11 protein-coding genes are annotated in these 15,868 nt (G+C 64.0%); 9 read left to right on the top strand and 2 right to left on the bottom strand.

Going from position 1 to position 15,868, the window contains the following annotated elements:
• Positions 1-6: 6 nt before the first annotated feature.
• From tviB to pepA, 8 genes are all read left to right on the top strand, one after another.
• Positions 7-1,284, top strand: coding sequence for a Vi polysaccharide biosynthesis UDP-N-acetylglucosamine C-6 dehydrogenase TviB (tviB, locus tag MVF76_RS12495; protein ID WP_297529799.1), 1,278 nt, complete (start codon positions 7-9; stop codon positions 1,282-1,284).
• A 26-nt stretch (positions 1,285-1,310) separates the two neighbouring features.
• Positions 1,311-2,318, top strand: coding sequence for an NAD-dependent epimerase (locus tag MVF76_RS12500; protein WP_297529635.1), 1,008 nt, complete (start codon positions 1,311-1,313; stop codon positions 2,316-2,318).
• Between the two features lie 6 nt (positions 2,319-2,324).
• The gene (locus tag MVF76_RS12505) at positions 2,325-2,819 is read left to right on the top strand and encodes a cyclic nucleotide-binding domain-containing protein (protein WP_297529637.1); all 495 of its coding nucleotides are present in this window, start codon (positions 2,325-2,327) and stop codon (positions 2,817-2,819) included.
• 280 nt (positions 2,820-3,099) lie between these two features.
• Positions 3,100-4,500, top strand: coding sequence for a TIGR03013 family XrtA/PEP-CTERM system glycosyltransferase (locus MVF76_RS12510; protein ID WP_297529640.1), 1,401 nt, complete (start codon positions 3,100-3,102; stop codon positions 4,498-4,500).
• Between the two features lie 47 nt (positions 4,501-4,547).
• Complete coding sequence (gene prsK, locus MVF76_RS12515; RefSeq protein WP_297529642.1) at positions 4,548-6,644, top strand: XrtA/PEP-CTERM system histidine kinase PrsK; 2,097 nt, start codon at positions 4,548-4,550, stop codon at positions 6,642-6,644.
• 5 nt (positions 6,645-6,649) lie between these two features.
• Positions 6,650-8,017, top strand: a complete 1,368-nt coding sequence (gene prsR, locus MVF76_RS12520) for a PEP-CTERM-box response regulator transcription factor (RefSeq protein WP_297529644.1) — start codon at positions 6,650-6,652, stop codon at positions 8,015-8,017.
• Between the two features lie 58 nt (positions 8,018-8,075).
• Positions 8,076-10,856, top strand: coding sequence for an XrtA/PEP-CTERM system TPR-repeat protein PrsT (gene prsT, locus MVF76_RS12525; RefSeq protein ID WP_297529646.1), 2,781 nt, complete (start codon positions 8,076-8,078; stop codon positions 10,854-10,856).
• Between the two features lie 343 nt (positions 10,857-11,199).
• Positions 11,200-12,024 (top strand): flocculation-associated PEP-CTERM protein PepA, encoded by an 825-nt coding sequence (gene pepA, locus MVF76_RS12530; RefSeq protein WP_297529648.1) that lies wholly within the window; start codon positions 11,200-11,202, stop codon positions 12,022-12,024.
• A 117-nt stretch (positions 12,025-12,141) separates the two neighbouring features.
• On the opposite strand, the gene MVF76_RS12535 is transcribed toward pepA, so the two are convergent.
• On the bottom strand, positions 12,142-13,218 hold the full coding sequence (locus tag MVF76_RS12535) for a molybdopterin biosynthesis protein MoeY (protein WP_317622967.1): 1,077 nt from the start codon (positions 13,216-13,218) through the stop codon (positions 12,142-12,144).
• 5 nt (positions 13,219-13,223) lie between these two features.
• Positions 13,224-14,090, bottom strand: a complete 867-nt coding sequence (locus tag MVF76_RS12540) for a ThiF family adenylyltransferase (protein WP_297529652.1) — start codon at positions 14,088-14,090, stop codon at positions 13,224-13,226.
• 289 nt (positions 14,091-14,379) lie between these two features.
• On the opposite strand from MVF76_RS12540, the gene MVF76_RS12545 reads away from it, so the two are divergent.
• Positions 14,380-15,612: an N-acyl amino acid synthase FeeM domain-containing protein gene (locus MVF76_RS12545; RefSeq protein ID WP_297529654.1), complete on the top strand. Its 1,233-nt coding sequence runs from the start codon at positions 14,380-14,382 to the stop codon at positions 15,610-15,612.
• Positions 15,613-15,868: the final 256 nt, after the last annotated feature.

Consider the following 15,868-nt stretch of genomic DNA (forward strand, 5'->3'; position numbering starts at 1 on the left):
GGGAGCATGCTGAAAACGGAAGATGCCCGCATCGCAGTGATCGGGCTGGGTTATGTGGGATTGCCGCTGGCAGTGGCGTTCGGCCGGTACTATCCGACGGTCGGCTTCGACGTCAACAGCAGACGCATTGCCGAGCTGAAGGCGGGCCAGGACGAGACGTTGGAGGTGTCGGAAGAGGAGCTCAAGGCGGCCACGCAGCTCAGCTATACGGACCAGGCTGCGGAAGCTGCGGACTGCAATGTGTACATCGCCACCGTGCCCACGCCCATCGACCAGGCGCGCCGCCCGGACCTGCGCCCGCTGGAATCGGCCAGCCGCACCATCGGCCGGCTGATCTCGCCCGGTGATGTCGCCATTTTCGAGTCGACTGTCTATCCGGGCGCAACCGAGGAGGTGTGCGTGCCCATCATCGAGCGCGAATCGGGCCTCCGCTTCAACGAGGACTTCTTCGTCGGTTACAGCCCCGAGCGCATCAACCCCGGCGACAAGGAACACAGGGTAGAGAATATCCTCAAGGTGACCTCCGGTTCCACGCCCGAGGCAGCCGAGTTCGTCGATGCGCTTTATCGCAGCATCATCACCGCGGGTACCCACAAGGCCGGCAGTATCCGGGTCGCCGAGGCGGCCAAGGTCATCGAGAACACCCAGCGTGACGTCAACATCGCCCTGGTCAACGAGCTGGCGCTGATCTTCGAGCGCCTCGGCATCGATACCGAGGCGGTGCTCAAGGCCGCCGGCACCAAGTGGAACTTCCTGCCCTTCCGGCCAGGCCTGGTGGGCGGGCACTGCATCGGTGTCGATCCCTATTACCTGACCCACAAGGCCCAGGAGATCGGCTACCATCCGGAGGTGATTCTCGCCGGACGACGCATCAACGACGGCATGGGCGCGCATGTGGCGGGGCGGGTGGTCAAGCTGATGACCCAGCGCCGGGTGCACGTCGTCAATGCCAACATCCTGGTGCTCGGTCTCACCTTCAAGGAAAACTGTCCGGATCTGCGCAACACCCGGGTGATCGACGTGATCCGGGAATTCGAGGACTATCATGCCCGGGTCGATGTGTTCGATCCCTGGGTGGATCCCGACGAGGCCGAGGCCGAATACGGCATTCGCCCGATCGACGAGCCGGCGCCCGGTACCTATGACGCCATCATTCTTGCCGTCGCCCACCGCCAGTTCAGCGACATGGGCGTCGAGCAGGTGCGGGCGCTGGGCCGGCCGCATGCCGTGCTGTTCGACGTGAAATACCTGTTCCCGGCCGATCAGGTCGATGGCCGCCTCTGACGGGCGGTGCAAATCAAGGAGTCAACATGAAGATACTCATCACGGGCGCTGCCGGCTTCATCGGCTCGGCGCTGGCGCTGCGGTTGCTGGAGCGCGGCGACGAGGTCGTTGGTATCGACAACCTGAACGACTACTACGATGTCAGCCTGAAGCAGGCGCGGCTGGCCCGCACTGCCGAGCACCCGCGCTTCACCGATCTGCGTATCGATCTCGAGGACCGCGCCGCAGTGGCCGAGGCCTTCGCCAGCCACCGGCCCGACCGGGTAGTCAATCTGGCGGCGCAGGCCGGTGTGCGCTACTCGCTGGAGAATCCCCACGCCTACGTCGACACCAACGTGGTCGGCTTCGTCAACGTACTGGAGGGCTGTCGACACAATGGTGTGGAGCACCTGGTCTATGCCTCCAGCAGCTCGGTCTACGGCGCCAACACCCGGATGCCGTTCTCGGTGCACGACAATGTCGATCACCCTGTCAGTCTGTACGCGGCGACCAAGAAGGCCAACGAGCTGATGGCACACACCTACAGCCATCTCTACCGGCTGCCGGTGACCGGACTGCGCTTCTTCACCGTCTATGGTCCCTGGGGCCGGCCGGACATGGCGCTGTTCAAGTTCACCCGCAACATTCTCGAGGGCAAGCCCATCGACGTGTTCAACTACGGCAGGCATCGCCGTGACTTCACCTACATCGACGACATCGTCGAAGGCGTGATCCGGACGCTGGACCGCATCCCCGAACCCAACCCCGAATGGAACGGCGATGCCCCGGATCCGGGCAGCAGCAATGCACCCTACCGGCTCTACAACATCGGCAACAACCAGCCGGTGGAGCTGATGCACTACATCGAGGTGCTGGAGGACTGCCTGGGCCGCAAGGCGGAGAAGAACCTGTTGCCGCTGCAGCCCGGAGACGTGCCGGATACCTATGCCAACGTCGAGGATCTGGTGCGCGACGTCGGCTACAAGCCGGCCACCCCGGTGGAGGAGGGGGTGCGCAACTTCGTCGACTGGTATCGGGACTTCTACAAGGTCTGATGGCAAATGGCAACGGCGGCAGAGCGGCTGAGGGATGATCTGTCGGCCCTGCTGCATGATCCGGAATTCGTCGAGGGCCGCGACTGGCGCGAGCGTCGTCTGGTGGCGGGGGAGACCCTGTTCTCGGAAGGCAGTCCCGGGGACAGCCTCTACCTGCTGGAGGAAGGCGCGGTGCGGGTGACGGGCGGCGTGGAACTGGACCGGGGCAGGCGCATCCAGCCAGGGGTGTGCGACCTCGGGTCCGGCGCCGTTTTCGGTGAGGTCGTGCTGTTCGACGAGGGGCCGCGATCGGCCACGGTGATGGCGGTCCGCGACAGTCGGTTGATCGAGATCGACGGGGCGGCGCTGCTACGGTTTCTTGACATGCACCCCGAGCGTGGCTACCGCATTCTGCGAGGTCTGATTGCGGTCATGGTGGGGCGACTGCGGGCCACCAACCGCAAACTGCTCAGTCTGCTGGCCTGGGGTCTGAAGGCGCATGACATCGACAGCCAGTTGTAGAGCGTCATCTGGCGGGCCGTTCAAGGTCGCGGATTTCCAGACGATACAGTCCCCTGAACAGGGAAGTCTGGGGACAAGGCGCCGTCCCTGTAAGAAAAAGCTTACAAACACTGTAGGCCGGGCACGATAGCCTTTGTCTCTGCCTTCCCTTCCCGGGTTTCCGCCATAAAATCGTCATTCGCTGCGCGGAAACCTCCGCGGGTCCGAATCGGCCCACCGATCACAATGAAGGGGAGATCCGCGTCGTACTTCAGGCAGGTTGGAAGTACCGCACACCATCATGGCCACCATCAGACTGTTTCGGCACTACATCCCCATGGCCTACGTCCTGCTGGGGATGCTGGAGGCGCTTGCCTTCGTCCTGGCATTTCATGCTGGCGTCGAGATCCGCTTCTGGAACGCGGACCCGGCGACCGTCGAGAAGGTTCTGCCCATCTTCCCCAAGGCCATGGTTTTCGCCGCGGCCCTGATTCTCAGCATGGGGGCGATGGGCCTCTATCAGCGACACACCCGCGACGGCTTCGAAGGCCTGCTGCTGCGGACACTGGCCGCGTTTGCGCTCAGCCTGTTGCCGCTGGCACTGATATTCTACTTTGCGCCCGGCCTGTACCTGGGCCGCGGCGCGCTGGCGCTGGCCTATCTGCTGTCTCTGCTCGCCGTGGCGTTGCTGCGGGCCATCTTTCTCCGCGTCAGCGACCAGTCCCTGCTCAAGCGCCGGGTGCTGGTGCTGGGTACCGGGAAGAAGGCGGCCATGATCCGCGGCTACCGCCGCGCCAGCGACATGCCCGGGCTCAACATCCTGGGTTACGTGCGCATGGGTGACAAGGACGAGAACATCGAGCGCGAGGCCATCATCGAGCTGGACCGGCCCCTGCCCGAATTCGTGCGCGAGCACGACATCGACGAGCTGGTCGTGGCCGTGGATGATCGCCGGCGGCGGCTGCCGGTGCAGGCGCTGCTCGACTGCAAGATGAGCGGCATCGAGGTGGTCGACCTGCTCAGCTTCTTCGAGCGCGAGATGGGCGAGGTCAAGCTGGATATTCTTGATCCTTCCTGGCTGTTTCTGTCCGACGGCTTTCAGCGCGGCGCCCTGCGGGCCTACGGCAAGCGCCTGTTCGACGTGACCGCAACCCTGTTGATGATGCCCTTCATGCTGCCACTGATGGGGCTGGTGGCGCTGGCCGTGTATCTGGAGAGCGGCTGCCGTGGCCCCGTCCTCTACTACCAGACCCGCGTGGGCGAGAATGGCAAGCCCTTCCGCATCGTCAAGTTCCGCTCCATGAGCGTGGATGCCGAGAAAAACGGTGCCCAATGGGCCAGCGAGGGCGACAGCCGCATCACGCGGGTCGGGCATGTCATCCGCAAGGTAAGGCTCGATGAGCTGCCGCAGTTGTTCAACATCCTCAAGGGCGACATGAGCTTCGTCGGACCCAGGCCCGAGCGGCCCGAATTCGTCGAGAAGCTGGAGAAGAAGATTCCCTACTACGGCGAACGGCATCGCGTGAAACCCGGTCTCACCGGCTGGGCGCAGATCAGCTACCAGTACGGGGCATCGGATGAGGACGCCTTTCGCAAGCACCAGTATGACCTCTATTATGTGAAGAACTACAGCCTGCTGCTGGACCTGCTGATCCTGGTGCAGACGGCCGAGGTCGTGCTCATGGGCAAGGGTGCGCACTGAGGGCCGTGAGCGAGTCGCCCCCGAGTCTTGCCGAGGAAGCCTGAATCTTGGCCGGAAACGCCACCCAACCGGATGTGATCAGCCTGGGCTACCTGCTCTGCGCAGTGGCATTCCTTGTCCTGAGCCTGCTGCTGGCAACCAGCTGGAAGGGACGGATGCGCGGCGGGCTGATGCTCACGGCCACCGGGATGAGCACGCTCTGGGCAGGGGCGTTGGCGGCACTGGCCTTCCGGCCCGCTCTGCAACCACTGGCCGCGCTCGCCGAGGCCGGCCGCTACGCGGCCTGGGGGGCCTTCCTGCTCGCGCTGCTGCGAACCCAGGCGGCAGCCCGCGAGCGGCTGGCGCTGTCGAGCCCCAGGGTTGTCGGTGCCTTTGTCCTGTGCGCGCTGCTGGGGGTGATTCCGCTGTTGCCCGAGAGCTGGCTGGCGAAGGTGCCCCGCCAGGGCTTTTTCGCCGGTTACCTGCTGTTGTCCATAGGCGGCCTGTGGCTGGTGGAAATGCTGTTTCGCAATACCCGTCCCGATCAGCGCTGGGGCATCAAGTTCCTGTGCTTCGGTCTGGGTGCACTGTTTGCATACGACTTTTTTCTCTATTCCCATGCCGTGCTGTTCGGTTTCCTCGAGACCGACCTGTGGGCGGCACGCGGACTGGTCAACGCCCTGGTGGTGCCGCTGCTCGCGGTGACCGCGGCCCGCAATCCGGACTGGTCACTGGACATCTTCGTGTCCCGCCGCATGGTGGTGCATACGGCAACGCTGGTGGTCACCGGCCTGTACCTGATCGGCATGGCCGCGGCCGGCTACTACATCCGCAATTTCGGCGGTGCCTGGGGCGCCGTGCTGCAGGTCACCTTCCTGTTCGCGGCCCTGCTGGGCCTGCTGGTGCTGCTGTTCTCCGGTCACGCCCGTGCCCGCATCCGGGTATTCCTCAACAAGCATTTCTTCAACTACCGCTACGACTACCGCGAGGAATGGCTGCGCTTCACCCGCACGCTGGGTACCTGTCGCAGCGAGCCGGACGCACGGGAATGCCTGGTCCGCGCGCTGGCCACGCTGGTGGACAGCGCCGGCGGCGTGCTCTTTGCCCGCCAGGGCGGCTCCGACTACCGGCCGGTGGCGCACTGGAACCTTCCGGAGCCGGTCCGGGCCGAGGTGAGTGGCGATGCGCCACTGGTGCGGTTCCTGAGCGAGCGTGGCTGGGTCATCGACCGCGATGAGTGGCAGGCCAACCCCGAACTCTACGAGGGCCTCGATCTGCCGGACTGGTTTGCCGAGGGTGCGCAGGCCTGGCTGCTGGTGCCTCTGTTCGATGCCGATGACCTGCTCGGTTTCGTGGTGCTGGCGCGCCCGCTGGCCCCGGTGAAAGTGAACTGGGAGGTGCACGATCTGCTCAAGACGGCGGCTGGACAGGCAGCCACCTATCTGGGCCAGCTCGAGGCACTGGAGGCCCTCTCCGAAGCACGGCAGTTCGAGGGCTTCCACCGTCTATCCGCCTTCATCCTGCACGATCTCAAGAACATCATCGCGCAGCAGTCCCTGATCACCCGCAGCGCGGCCCGCCACCGCGACAATCCGGCCTTTGTCGACGATGCCCTGGGGGTGATGGAACATTCGGTCAACAAGATGCAACGTCTGCTCGATCTGCTCAAGGGCGGCATGGTCAACCGACGTCCGGTCCAGTTCGACCTGGCCCGAGTGATCGAGGAGGTGGTCGGTGAAGCCGCTGGCTCGGTACCCGTGCCCCGCTTCGACAACCGGGCGGGCGAGGCACCCCTGGTGGCTGATCTCGACCGGGTGCGGGCCGCCATCCGCAACCTGGTGCAGAATGCGCAACAGGCCACCGATGCCGGCGGGCGGGTCGATGTCCGCCTGTGGCGCGAGCATGGTAAGCTGGTAGTCGAGGTTGCCGATACCGGCTGCGGCATGGATGCGGCCTTCATTCGCGAACGCCTGTTCCGGCCCTTCGATACCACCAAGGGCGATACCGGGATGGGTATTGGTGCCTACGAGACCCGGGAATGGGCACGATCCATGGGGGGCGATCTGGCCGTGGACAGCACGCCGGGCGAAGGGTCCCGCTTCCGGCTGTGGGTGCCGGACCCGGCGCTGGAAGGCGAAACGGAAGCGGGCATGGAGACGGGGTAGGGAAGGTGACTGGGGAACGGAAGACACTGCTGGTCGTGGAGGACGACCCGGGGTTGCAGAGTGCCCTGAAGTGGGCCTTCGAGGGCTTCGAGGTGGTCACCGCCGAGGATCGGGCGAGCGCCATGGCCCAATTGCGCCGTCACGAGCCCGCAGTTGTCACCCTGGATCTCGGCCTGCCGCCCGATGCGGGCGGGGCCAGCGAGGGCCTGGCCACGCTGAACGAGATCCTGGCCGCGCGGCCGCACACCAAGGTCATTGTCGTCACCGGCAACAACGACAACGAGAATGCCCTCAAGGCCACCGCCTCCGGCGCCTTCCTGTTCTGCCAGAAGCCGGTCGACCCCGAACTGCTCGGCTTCATCGTCGATCGTGCCTGGCAGCTGCACGAGCTGGAACGGGAGAACCGCAGCCTGGCCGGTGCCGGGAGCGCGCCGCTCAAGGGCATCATCGCCACCAGTCCACAGATGCTCAGTGTCTGCCGCACGGTGGAGAAGGTGGCACCGACCGACGCGACCGTGCTGCTGCTTGGCGAGAGCGGCACCGGCAAGGAACTGCTGGCCCGCGCCCTGCACGATCTCAGCCCGCGCCGGGACGGACCCTGGATGGCCATCAACTGTGCCGCCATTCCCGAAAATCTGCTCGAAAGCGAGCTGTTCGGCTATGAAAAGGGGGCCTTTACCGGTGCTGCCAAGACCACGCCCGGTACTGTCGAGTGTGCCGACGGCGGCACCTTGTTCCTGGACGAGGTCGGTGATCTGCCGCAGCCGCTGCAGGCCAAGCTGCTGCGCTTCCTGCAGGAGCGAGTCATCACCCGCGTGGGTGGTCGCAAGGAGATTCCTGTCGATGTGCGGGTGGTCTGCGCCACGCACCAGAACCTCCCCGACCGTATCGCCCAGGGCGAATTCCGCGAAGACCTCTATTACCGCATCAGCGAGATCAGTATCGCCATTCCCGGCCTGCGCGACCGCGAAGGTGAAGTCGTGGTGCTCGCCAGCCATTTTCTCAACCAGTTCGCCCAGGATATGAAAAAGGGCACACTGAGTTTCAGCGACGATGCGCTGGCTGCGCTCGAACAGCATCCCTGGCCCGGTAACGTGCGTGAGCTCGAGAATCGCGTGAAGCGGGCCGTGATCATGGCCGAGGGCAAGCAGGTGACCGCGGCGGACCTGGAACTTGCACCGGCCGAGCAGGATCCCATGCCCTTCAATCTGCGGCAGGTGCGGGAGGAGGCCGAGTCACGGGCCCTGATCCGGGCCTACCGCCACACCGGCGGCAATGTATCCCAGGCAGCCGAGTTGCTGGGCATCACGCGGCCGACGTTCTACGCGCTGATCAAGAAGTACAACCTGGATATCCAGGCAGGCAACGGCTGAACTTCGTGCCGCACAGGCAGCCGGTCCCGGGAACTTGACGAAGGAGAGGTTCTACAGCATGGCCCATGCAGTGAGCGAGACGAGATGGGGGGCGATTCTGGCCCTTTGCGGGGTGCTGTTCCTGGGGGGGTGTGGTACGGAGCTCTCCAGCGTCGAGTATCTCGATCAGGCGCGCGATCATCTGGAGGCGGGGGACGCCCGTGCCGCTGTCATTGCACTCAAGAATGCCCTGTCCAGGGACCCCGATCTGGCAGAAGCCCGGTGGATGCTGGGGAGGATCTATCTCCAGCATGACGATCCGGTGGCGGCGGAAAAGGAATTGCGGCAGGCGGCAGCGCTGGGCGTGGCCGGCGATGATTTTCTCGATGACCTGGTTTCAGCGCTGCTGGGGCAGAAGAAAACGGACGGGGCCTTGCAAGTGCTTCAGGCGGCGGGGGCGACTGATGGCTGTATCGGGCCGGCACTGCTGGGACGAGTCCGACTGGCGCGGGATGAGATTGACGACGCCGTGAAGTCTTTCGAGACGGCGTTGCAACAGGATGCGCGTTGTGGCCAGGCATTTCTCGGTCTGGCGCGCGTCGCGTTGTTGCGCGGCAACCTGGAGGAAGCACGGCGGTATCTTGGCGCTGCGCGCGAAATCCTGGGTGACGCTTTTGATCTGCGTTTGCTGGAAGGGGAGATTGCTCTGGCGGAGAAGAACCCGGACGCGGCCATGTCGGCCTATCGTGCGGCAATTTCCGCCATGCCGAACAACCCGCGGCCCCGGGTCGCGCTCGCCTGGGTGATGGTGCACCAGCAGCAGTTTGACGAAGCGCTGGAAGAACTGCATGCGATTCCTGCCCAGCAGCGGAAACGCTATCCCGCCGCACAGTTTCTGGAAGGGACCATTCAGTTTCGCAAGGAGGCTTTTGCCAAGGCGAGGGAGCGGCTGATGGCGGCAGAGCGCGCCATGCCCAACTATCCGCCATTGATGCTCATGCTGGGCAGCACCTTTGCGGCACTTGGCGAGAACGAACAGGCCATCGGCTATCTGCGCAAATACCTGGACCGCATGCCGACCGACAAGGCTGCCTTGCGGTTGCTGCTGAAGCTTCAGGTGGCGGCCGGCCGCCCCGACAAGGCCATGGCATTGCTGCAAGACAGGGCCGAATCGGGAGAGATGACGGCCGACGAGCTTCAGGCACTGGCCGAACTTGCCTTCATGGCCGGTCGTTACGATGTGACTACCGGTTATCTGCGGGCCTTGCAGGCGGCCGGCTCCCAGCCGCACCAGGCAGAACTGTCGGGCATGATGGGGCGCGCCTTTCTCTACCAGGGGCAGACCGAAAGCGCCATCGCCGCCTTTCGTAACATGATGGAGCTCGGTGATGACAAGACGAAACCCGGGCTCCAGTTGCTGGCGATATATCTTCGGGAGAGAGACCATGAACGCGCCCTGGCGCTGGTTGGCGAACTTGAAACGCTGGCGCCGGATGATCCTGCGGTGGTGAACGCGCGCGGCGTGGTGCTGGTGGCGTTGGACGAACGGGCAGCGGCGCGCAAGGCGTTCGAGCGGGCGCTGGTGCTGGACGATGCCTATCACCCGGCACGCCTGAATCTTGCACGGCTGGATCTGCTCGAGGGCAACCGGAAGTCCGCCCGCGAGCGTTACATGGAAGTGCTGGAGCGTGATCCCGCCCATGTTGGCGCGCGTCTGTGGTTGGCGCGTCTCGCGGCGGCCACGGGAGATGCGGCGTCGGAAGGCCGCTGGCTCGAGGAGGCCCACGGCCGTGCACCTGACAATCCGCTCGTGCTTCAACTGCTTCTGGATCACAAACTGGCTTCCGGGGATCTCGATCGCGTTCGAACGCTGCTGGCGGACGGCCGCGAGCAGTTTGGTGATGCCGCGTTTCTCGATCTGGCGGAGATGCGGCTCATGGTCGCCGAGGGACGCACCGAGAGCGCGGTGCAACTGGGCGAGAAAAGCATCAAGACGCATCCGGCCGCCCTCGATATCCGTCGGCTGCTGGGGCATCTCCATCTGCGACTGGGTGACGCGAAAAGGGCCGAATCGCAGTTTGCGGTTCTGCTCAAGGCATATCCTGGAGACAGCCGGGTCCGGGCGGTGATGGGCGGGCTTGCGCTGGCGCGGGGTGACCGGGCGTCGGCACGTGAGCACCTGGAGGCGCTCGACGCGCAGGGTGCAAGGGAGCTGGCGGCCTTGCTCAGGGCCGATTTGGCACGCTCGGAGGGGGATGCGGCAGCGGAACTCGAGGCCTATCGCGCTGCCTGGGCGGAGCGTCCCCGTCAGAAGACGCTGCTGAGGATGATGGCAGCGGCGCGGTCGGCGGGCGCGCCCTTCCCGGTGGACGCGGTCGAGCAGTGGCTCTCGTCCCACCCCGACGATCGCCTGGTGCAACATCGGATGGCGCGGCACCTGGAGCAATCCGGGCAACTTGACAGGGCTGCCCAGGTGTACCGTTCGCTCCTCGAGCTGGACTCGGGCGACGTGGTGGCGCTGAACAACCTGGCGCTGATCGAGCTTGAGCAGGGGCGGCCGGAGACCGCACGTGAGCTGGCGCGCAGAGCGGTGGGGCTCTCGCCGGGACAGGTCATTCTCAAGGATACCCTCGGCTGGATAGAGGCCCGCTCGGGACGGCCCGAGGCCGCACTCCCGTTGCTGGACGAGGTGCTGGCCGCCTATCCCGACAACCCGGAGGTACTGCTTCACAAGGCGTGGGTGCTCGATCGTTTGGGCAGGGAGAAAGAGGCGGGGCGTTCGCTGCACCGGGCAGTGGCGGCGCTTCCCGAGGGCCGCGTGCCGCCGGACTTCTCTGAACTATATGAAAAATATAAATAAACGTGATGTTCAGGACGTGGTGATCCAGATTTTTTACAGCTTCGCCACAAGGTAACTAGTTGAAAACACAAGGATCCAGCCGTTCCGACCGGGAAGAGCCATCAATCCACTGTCAAAAGCTTTTACACCCTCTTTGCGGCGCCCTTGGTGTGCACCCTCAGGGATTCACAAGGCACTGAATATACAAATAAAAAAGCCAGCTTCCAGAGTTGGCATGACGATTGCTTTGAACTGGGCAAGCGGTGAACCGGAAAACCGGGTTCGCTGAGATTACGGGAAGGTGAGGCGACCTGGGCCGCCGGACCTGACAAACGAAAGCGCAAGCACTCTGAGGAGTTCGACAATGAAAACGGCATTCAACAAGACGCTGATGGCATCGGCATTCGGTCTGGCCCTGCTCGGCGGGTCGCAGGCCAACGCAGCCAATCTGGACTTCACCTTCGACACCACGGCCATTCCGGGATCGACCGTGGCCTACACCTTCAATGCGGACGAGATGACCTGGACCTCCCAGGGCCTGTCCACGGTAAGCGTGACCGACGCCTCCGGTGATGGAACGCTGGATGGCATCGACTCCTTCATCGAGGTTGGTGTGGTCGACATCGTGTCCTTCCAGGACAACAACACGACCCTGCCGGGTTTCACCACCGGTGCCAACTTCTTCTACCAGTTGATGGTGGATTTCAGCCTCAGCGGATACACCACGCTGACCCCGCTGGGCCAGCTCAAGGCCGTCTTCACTGGCGGCAGCGGCACCTTCTGGTATGACGAGGCGCTGGACAGCGCGTTGAACGGCACCGAGACCGCCATCGCCGGCATTACCTCTCCCGGCGGCGACTGCCTCCTCAACGGTCCTACCAGCTTTGCGCAGGGTTCGTGCAAGATCGCCTTCGACTTCGATCTGGGCGTGATGGCACCCGGCGTCTTCACCAGCACCAAGACGGGGCTCGATCTGGGTCTGATCCCGACGACCATGGTGGTCGACGTCAACGTCAACAACCTCTCCCCCGCACTGGAGTTCGTGTACCCGGGTGGCCCCGGCTCCGTTCAGACGGTGGGGCTGGACCATGACGGCAGCGCCGTGTTCGTCCCCGAGCCGGGCATCCTGGCCCTGCTGGGTATCGGCGCCTTCGGACTGGCCGGCTTTACCTGCAAGAAGCGCGCCTGAGTCGCGAGGACCCGGCGAAAAAACGCCAGCCTTCGGGCTGGCGTTTTTTATTTGGCCGCCATTTGACTGGGACTTGACGGGAGAGCGGAGGACGGGAACCGCGGACGGCGAAGCCGTTCACTCCAGCAGCTTGTCCAGTGGCCTGCGCAGCGACCGTGCCCGGGCGGCCTGTCCGAACCCCAGCCGGCCGAAGAAGAAGGCAGATTCGTCTGATTCCGGATGCAGCACGCGTTTCAGATGCCGATGGCAGCGCTGGGCCCGACGGCGGATGGCCGGATCCTCGCAAAAGCGGATATCGTCGCGCAGGTAGGAGGCGAAGATGAGCGGTGTCGTCTCCGGCTGGAGCTGCAGGCCGCAGCGGGTTGCCGTCAGCCAGAACCGTTGCAGGATGCGGCCCGCAGCAATGTAGTCATCACTGGAACGGGGCGGTGTGTCCGCATGCAGCACGAAATGTGCGCCTGAACGGATGGCGGGGATCAGATCCATTTCGATGCGTGCCAGCCAGGTGCCGGCCGCATAGCGGTTCAGGAATCGGACCCGTTCCCAGCGCTGCATGGCCCACTTCATGATCCGCCGCAGTAAGGGGTCGATGGCGAGCGCCTGGTCCGGTATCCGATCCTCGCTGAAGCGGCTGTCCCAGGCGATGACCTTGCGATGTTCCTCGTAGGCCTCGGGCATGACCAGTCGCACCCCCGCATTCCGGAACATCAGCAGTGCGATATCCAGTCGCTCGCACCAGCCCTCGAACCATTGCGCCTGATAGCCTTCAGGCAAGGCGGCTTCGAGTCGTTCACGGATTTCAGCCGGGATCGATTGCGTGCTGTAACTCCGCCGCTGCACGCTCCGTTTTTCGATGACATCGACGAGAGGGTCAGGCGTCGTCCCGGCATCGGCTTCCAGTCGGACCCGGAAAGTTGGCTGCCGGGCATTTGCCGGCAGTCGCTCTATTCGCGCCCGGCAACCCTCGCGCGTGGCCGCCAATGCGATGTTTTCGAGCAGGGCTCCGATGGCCAACTCGCTCGAGTGGCCCTCCAGGTCGTAGACACAGTGATCACTGATCCAGCGTCCATGCACGATACAGCAGTCGGGCGCCTGGATCTCGAAACGCCAGACCTGGGTATTGTCGCCGCTGGGCGCCCAGCGGGCCAGATCGAGTACCCGGGTGATGGGGCTGTCATCGAGCCGGGCGCGCATGGTGCTCACGAGAACTTGCCGAAGCGCCGACGGGCGATGGCCAGTGCCAGCCGCTGCAAGGGGTTGCGGTTGCCCCCGGGGCGGCGCACATGTACCGCCTTGTTGAGATAGGCGTCGAAGTGAAAGCTGTCGGGCGCGCTGATGACCTTGCCGCGTCCGAGCAGGATCTTCAGCGCCGCCGTACCCGCCACACCGGCGCAGAGTTCGCAGGCCATCGGCGTTGATGGTCCCTTCTTCTCCTTGAACCGCACCGCGGAAGTGTCGGCCAGATAGCGTGCCTGGAGTACGGCCGGCGAGAGTCCGACCAGGAAACGAATGGCGAGTTCGGTCTCGGACAGGCCGTCGCGGAAATCGAAATAGCGGTTGAGCGGCATGCCGCCGGGCAGGTAGTTGATATTGGACACGCCCATTCCCAGCGGTGCCGCTACCACGACCGGAATGCCGCGCTCGGCACAGGCCTGGTACACCGCGCGACGGGCATCGAGCACGAAGAAGTCGAGCCCGTCCACGTAGAGGTCGACATCATGCAGGAATTCATCGACATTGTCCGCGGAAATACCCGATGGAAATTGTCGGATATTCAGGGTCGGATTGATGTCGAGGGCTGACTCGGCCATGACTTCCAGCTTCGGGCGCCCGAGCGTGGAGAGAGCCGCTCCGGCCTGTCGGTTGAAGTTCCCCAGTTCGAAAGTGTCGAAATCTGACAGATTGAAGTTGCCAATGCCCAGGCGGGTGAGGGTCAGCAGGTACACGCCCCCGACCCCGCCCATGCCGGCAATGGCAATTCTTTGATTACGCAGTTTTTCCTGTTCATCCCGGGTGACCCAGCCGATATTCCGGGAAAAGGCCGTCTGGTAGTCGAACGAAGCCATTGCGGGGTGTCTTCCCTGCCGTTGCGGGCCAGCATGGTCCTCAAGTTTACGGCTTTTCGGACGAATTCACAGGGCAGGGACAGGGAATCGGGTCAGCCCGGAATCGAGGGCTCGCTGGCTGGCGAACATCGCTGGGATGTCGGCCCATCCCGACAAGTTTGTCAGAGCCGTTCGAGTGCCCTCCCGAGCGCGGCAGGATCGGCGTATGATCCGGTCCGGATGGCTGGAACGACGCGGTCCCCGCCGGCAAGCACCGGGAGCCGCCCCTCTGACGGTTTGAGGTGGAAACATGTCCGTAAGGATAAAGGTCGCTAGGACGGCCCACGAACTCGAGGACGTCTATCGTCTTCGCCATGCGGTGTACGTGGGCGAGGAGGGCTACTTCGAGGACTCCGAGGCGGCCAGGGGCGGGATGATCGTCGATCGCTTCGACAGTTTCCCCAAGACTGCCAACATCATTGCCTATGACGGCAGCGAGCCCGTCGGTACCCTTCGCATCAATCTGGACACGGGGACGGGCCTGCCGCCGGACGAGGTGTTCGATTTCAGTGGTTATCGCGACGAGGTCCGCCGGAGCGCTTCCGGCCAGGGCGAACCCCGTTTCGTCAGCGCGGGCATGCTGGCGATCGCGAAGAACTGGCGCAATCGGCGCGACGTGTTCCGGTCACTGTTCAAGATGGCCGCCGGGGTCGCGCATAGCTGGGGCGTTACCAATATCATCGCCACGGTCAACGCCAAGACGGTTTCCATCTATCGTCGGCTCGGTTTCGAGGCGGTCGGTAACCAGTTGTGGGTCGACGAAATCGGTGAGCATGTGATTCCGATGACCAGCCCGTTTGCCAGTTTTTACCAGTGGGCCTTCGGTCATCTGGGCGGGCGGGATCTTGCCCTCGATGCCTTCTCGCAGAGCTTCCAGCGCCTGGTCCTCGGCGCGGAGGAGACCCTGTTCCGGGAGGGTGACCCGGCGCACGAGGCGTACATGGTCGATGAGGGCACGGTACGCATTTCCCGTTCCGTCGGAGCGGACCGGCATGGCCTGACCCTGGTCACGTTGCGCAAGGGTGATCTCTTCGGCGAACTTTCGCTTATCGATGACAAGCCGCGATCAGCGGATGCCGTCGCCGGCACCAACGCGGAACTGATCGTGCTGTCCCGGGAGGATTTTCTGGCCGCCATTGCCGAGGATCCGGGGCGCAGCCGTGCCTTGCTGGGAATTCTCGCGGAACGCTTGCGGCGGATGGACGACCTGGCCATGATCCTGGCCTATGGTTCGGAGGAAGAGCGTCTCGAGTTCGTGGTTCGGGGTCTCATGGACAAGGCGCAGGCGGACCCCAAGCGGCCGGGTTGGCTCACCATCAGGGTGGGCATATCCGAGATTGCCAAGATGGCGGGCGTCTCTGAAGGGGAGGCACACAGTTTTCTGGAACAACTGGCCCGGGACGGCAAGATCGAATTTTCGAACGCCAGCATCCGCTTCCGGAATTCCTTCGAGGTCATTCCCTTTCATTCGAGCGCGGGCTGATGGGTGGGGGGCGGCCGTCGCAGGAAACTGGCCGAGAGGATGGCGTCAGAATGCCGGCACCGGCTTGCAGCCTTGTAAGCATTTTCGTACATACAACCCCTGGACCGGGGTTTATAGTTCCCTTTCACTATAACGCGGTGTGCCGAAACCGCTTTCGGGATTCCAGGGCGTTAGGGCCCGGAGTTTCAGTCCTTACTCAGCTACGGGGGAAACACCAGTGAAACGACGCCTCTCATACTCGCCGGTTGCAGCGCTG

The sequence above is a fragment of the Thiohalobacter sp. genome (genome assembly GCF_027000115.1).
Classification (GTDB): domain Bacteria; phylum Pseudomonadota; class Gammaproteobacteria; order Thiohalobacterales; family Thiohalobacteraceae; genus JALTON01.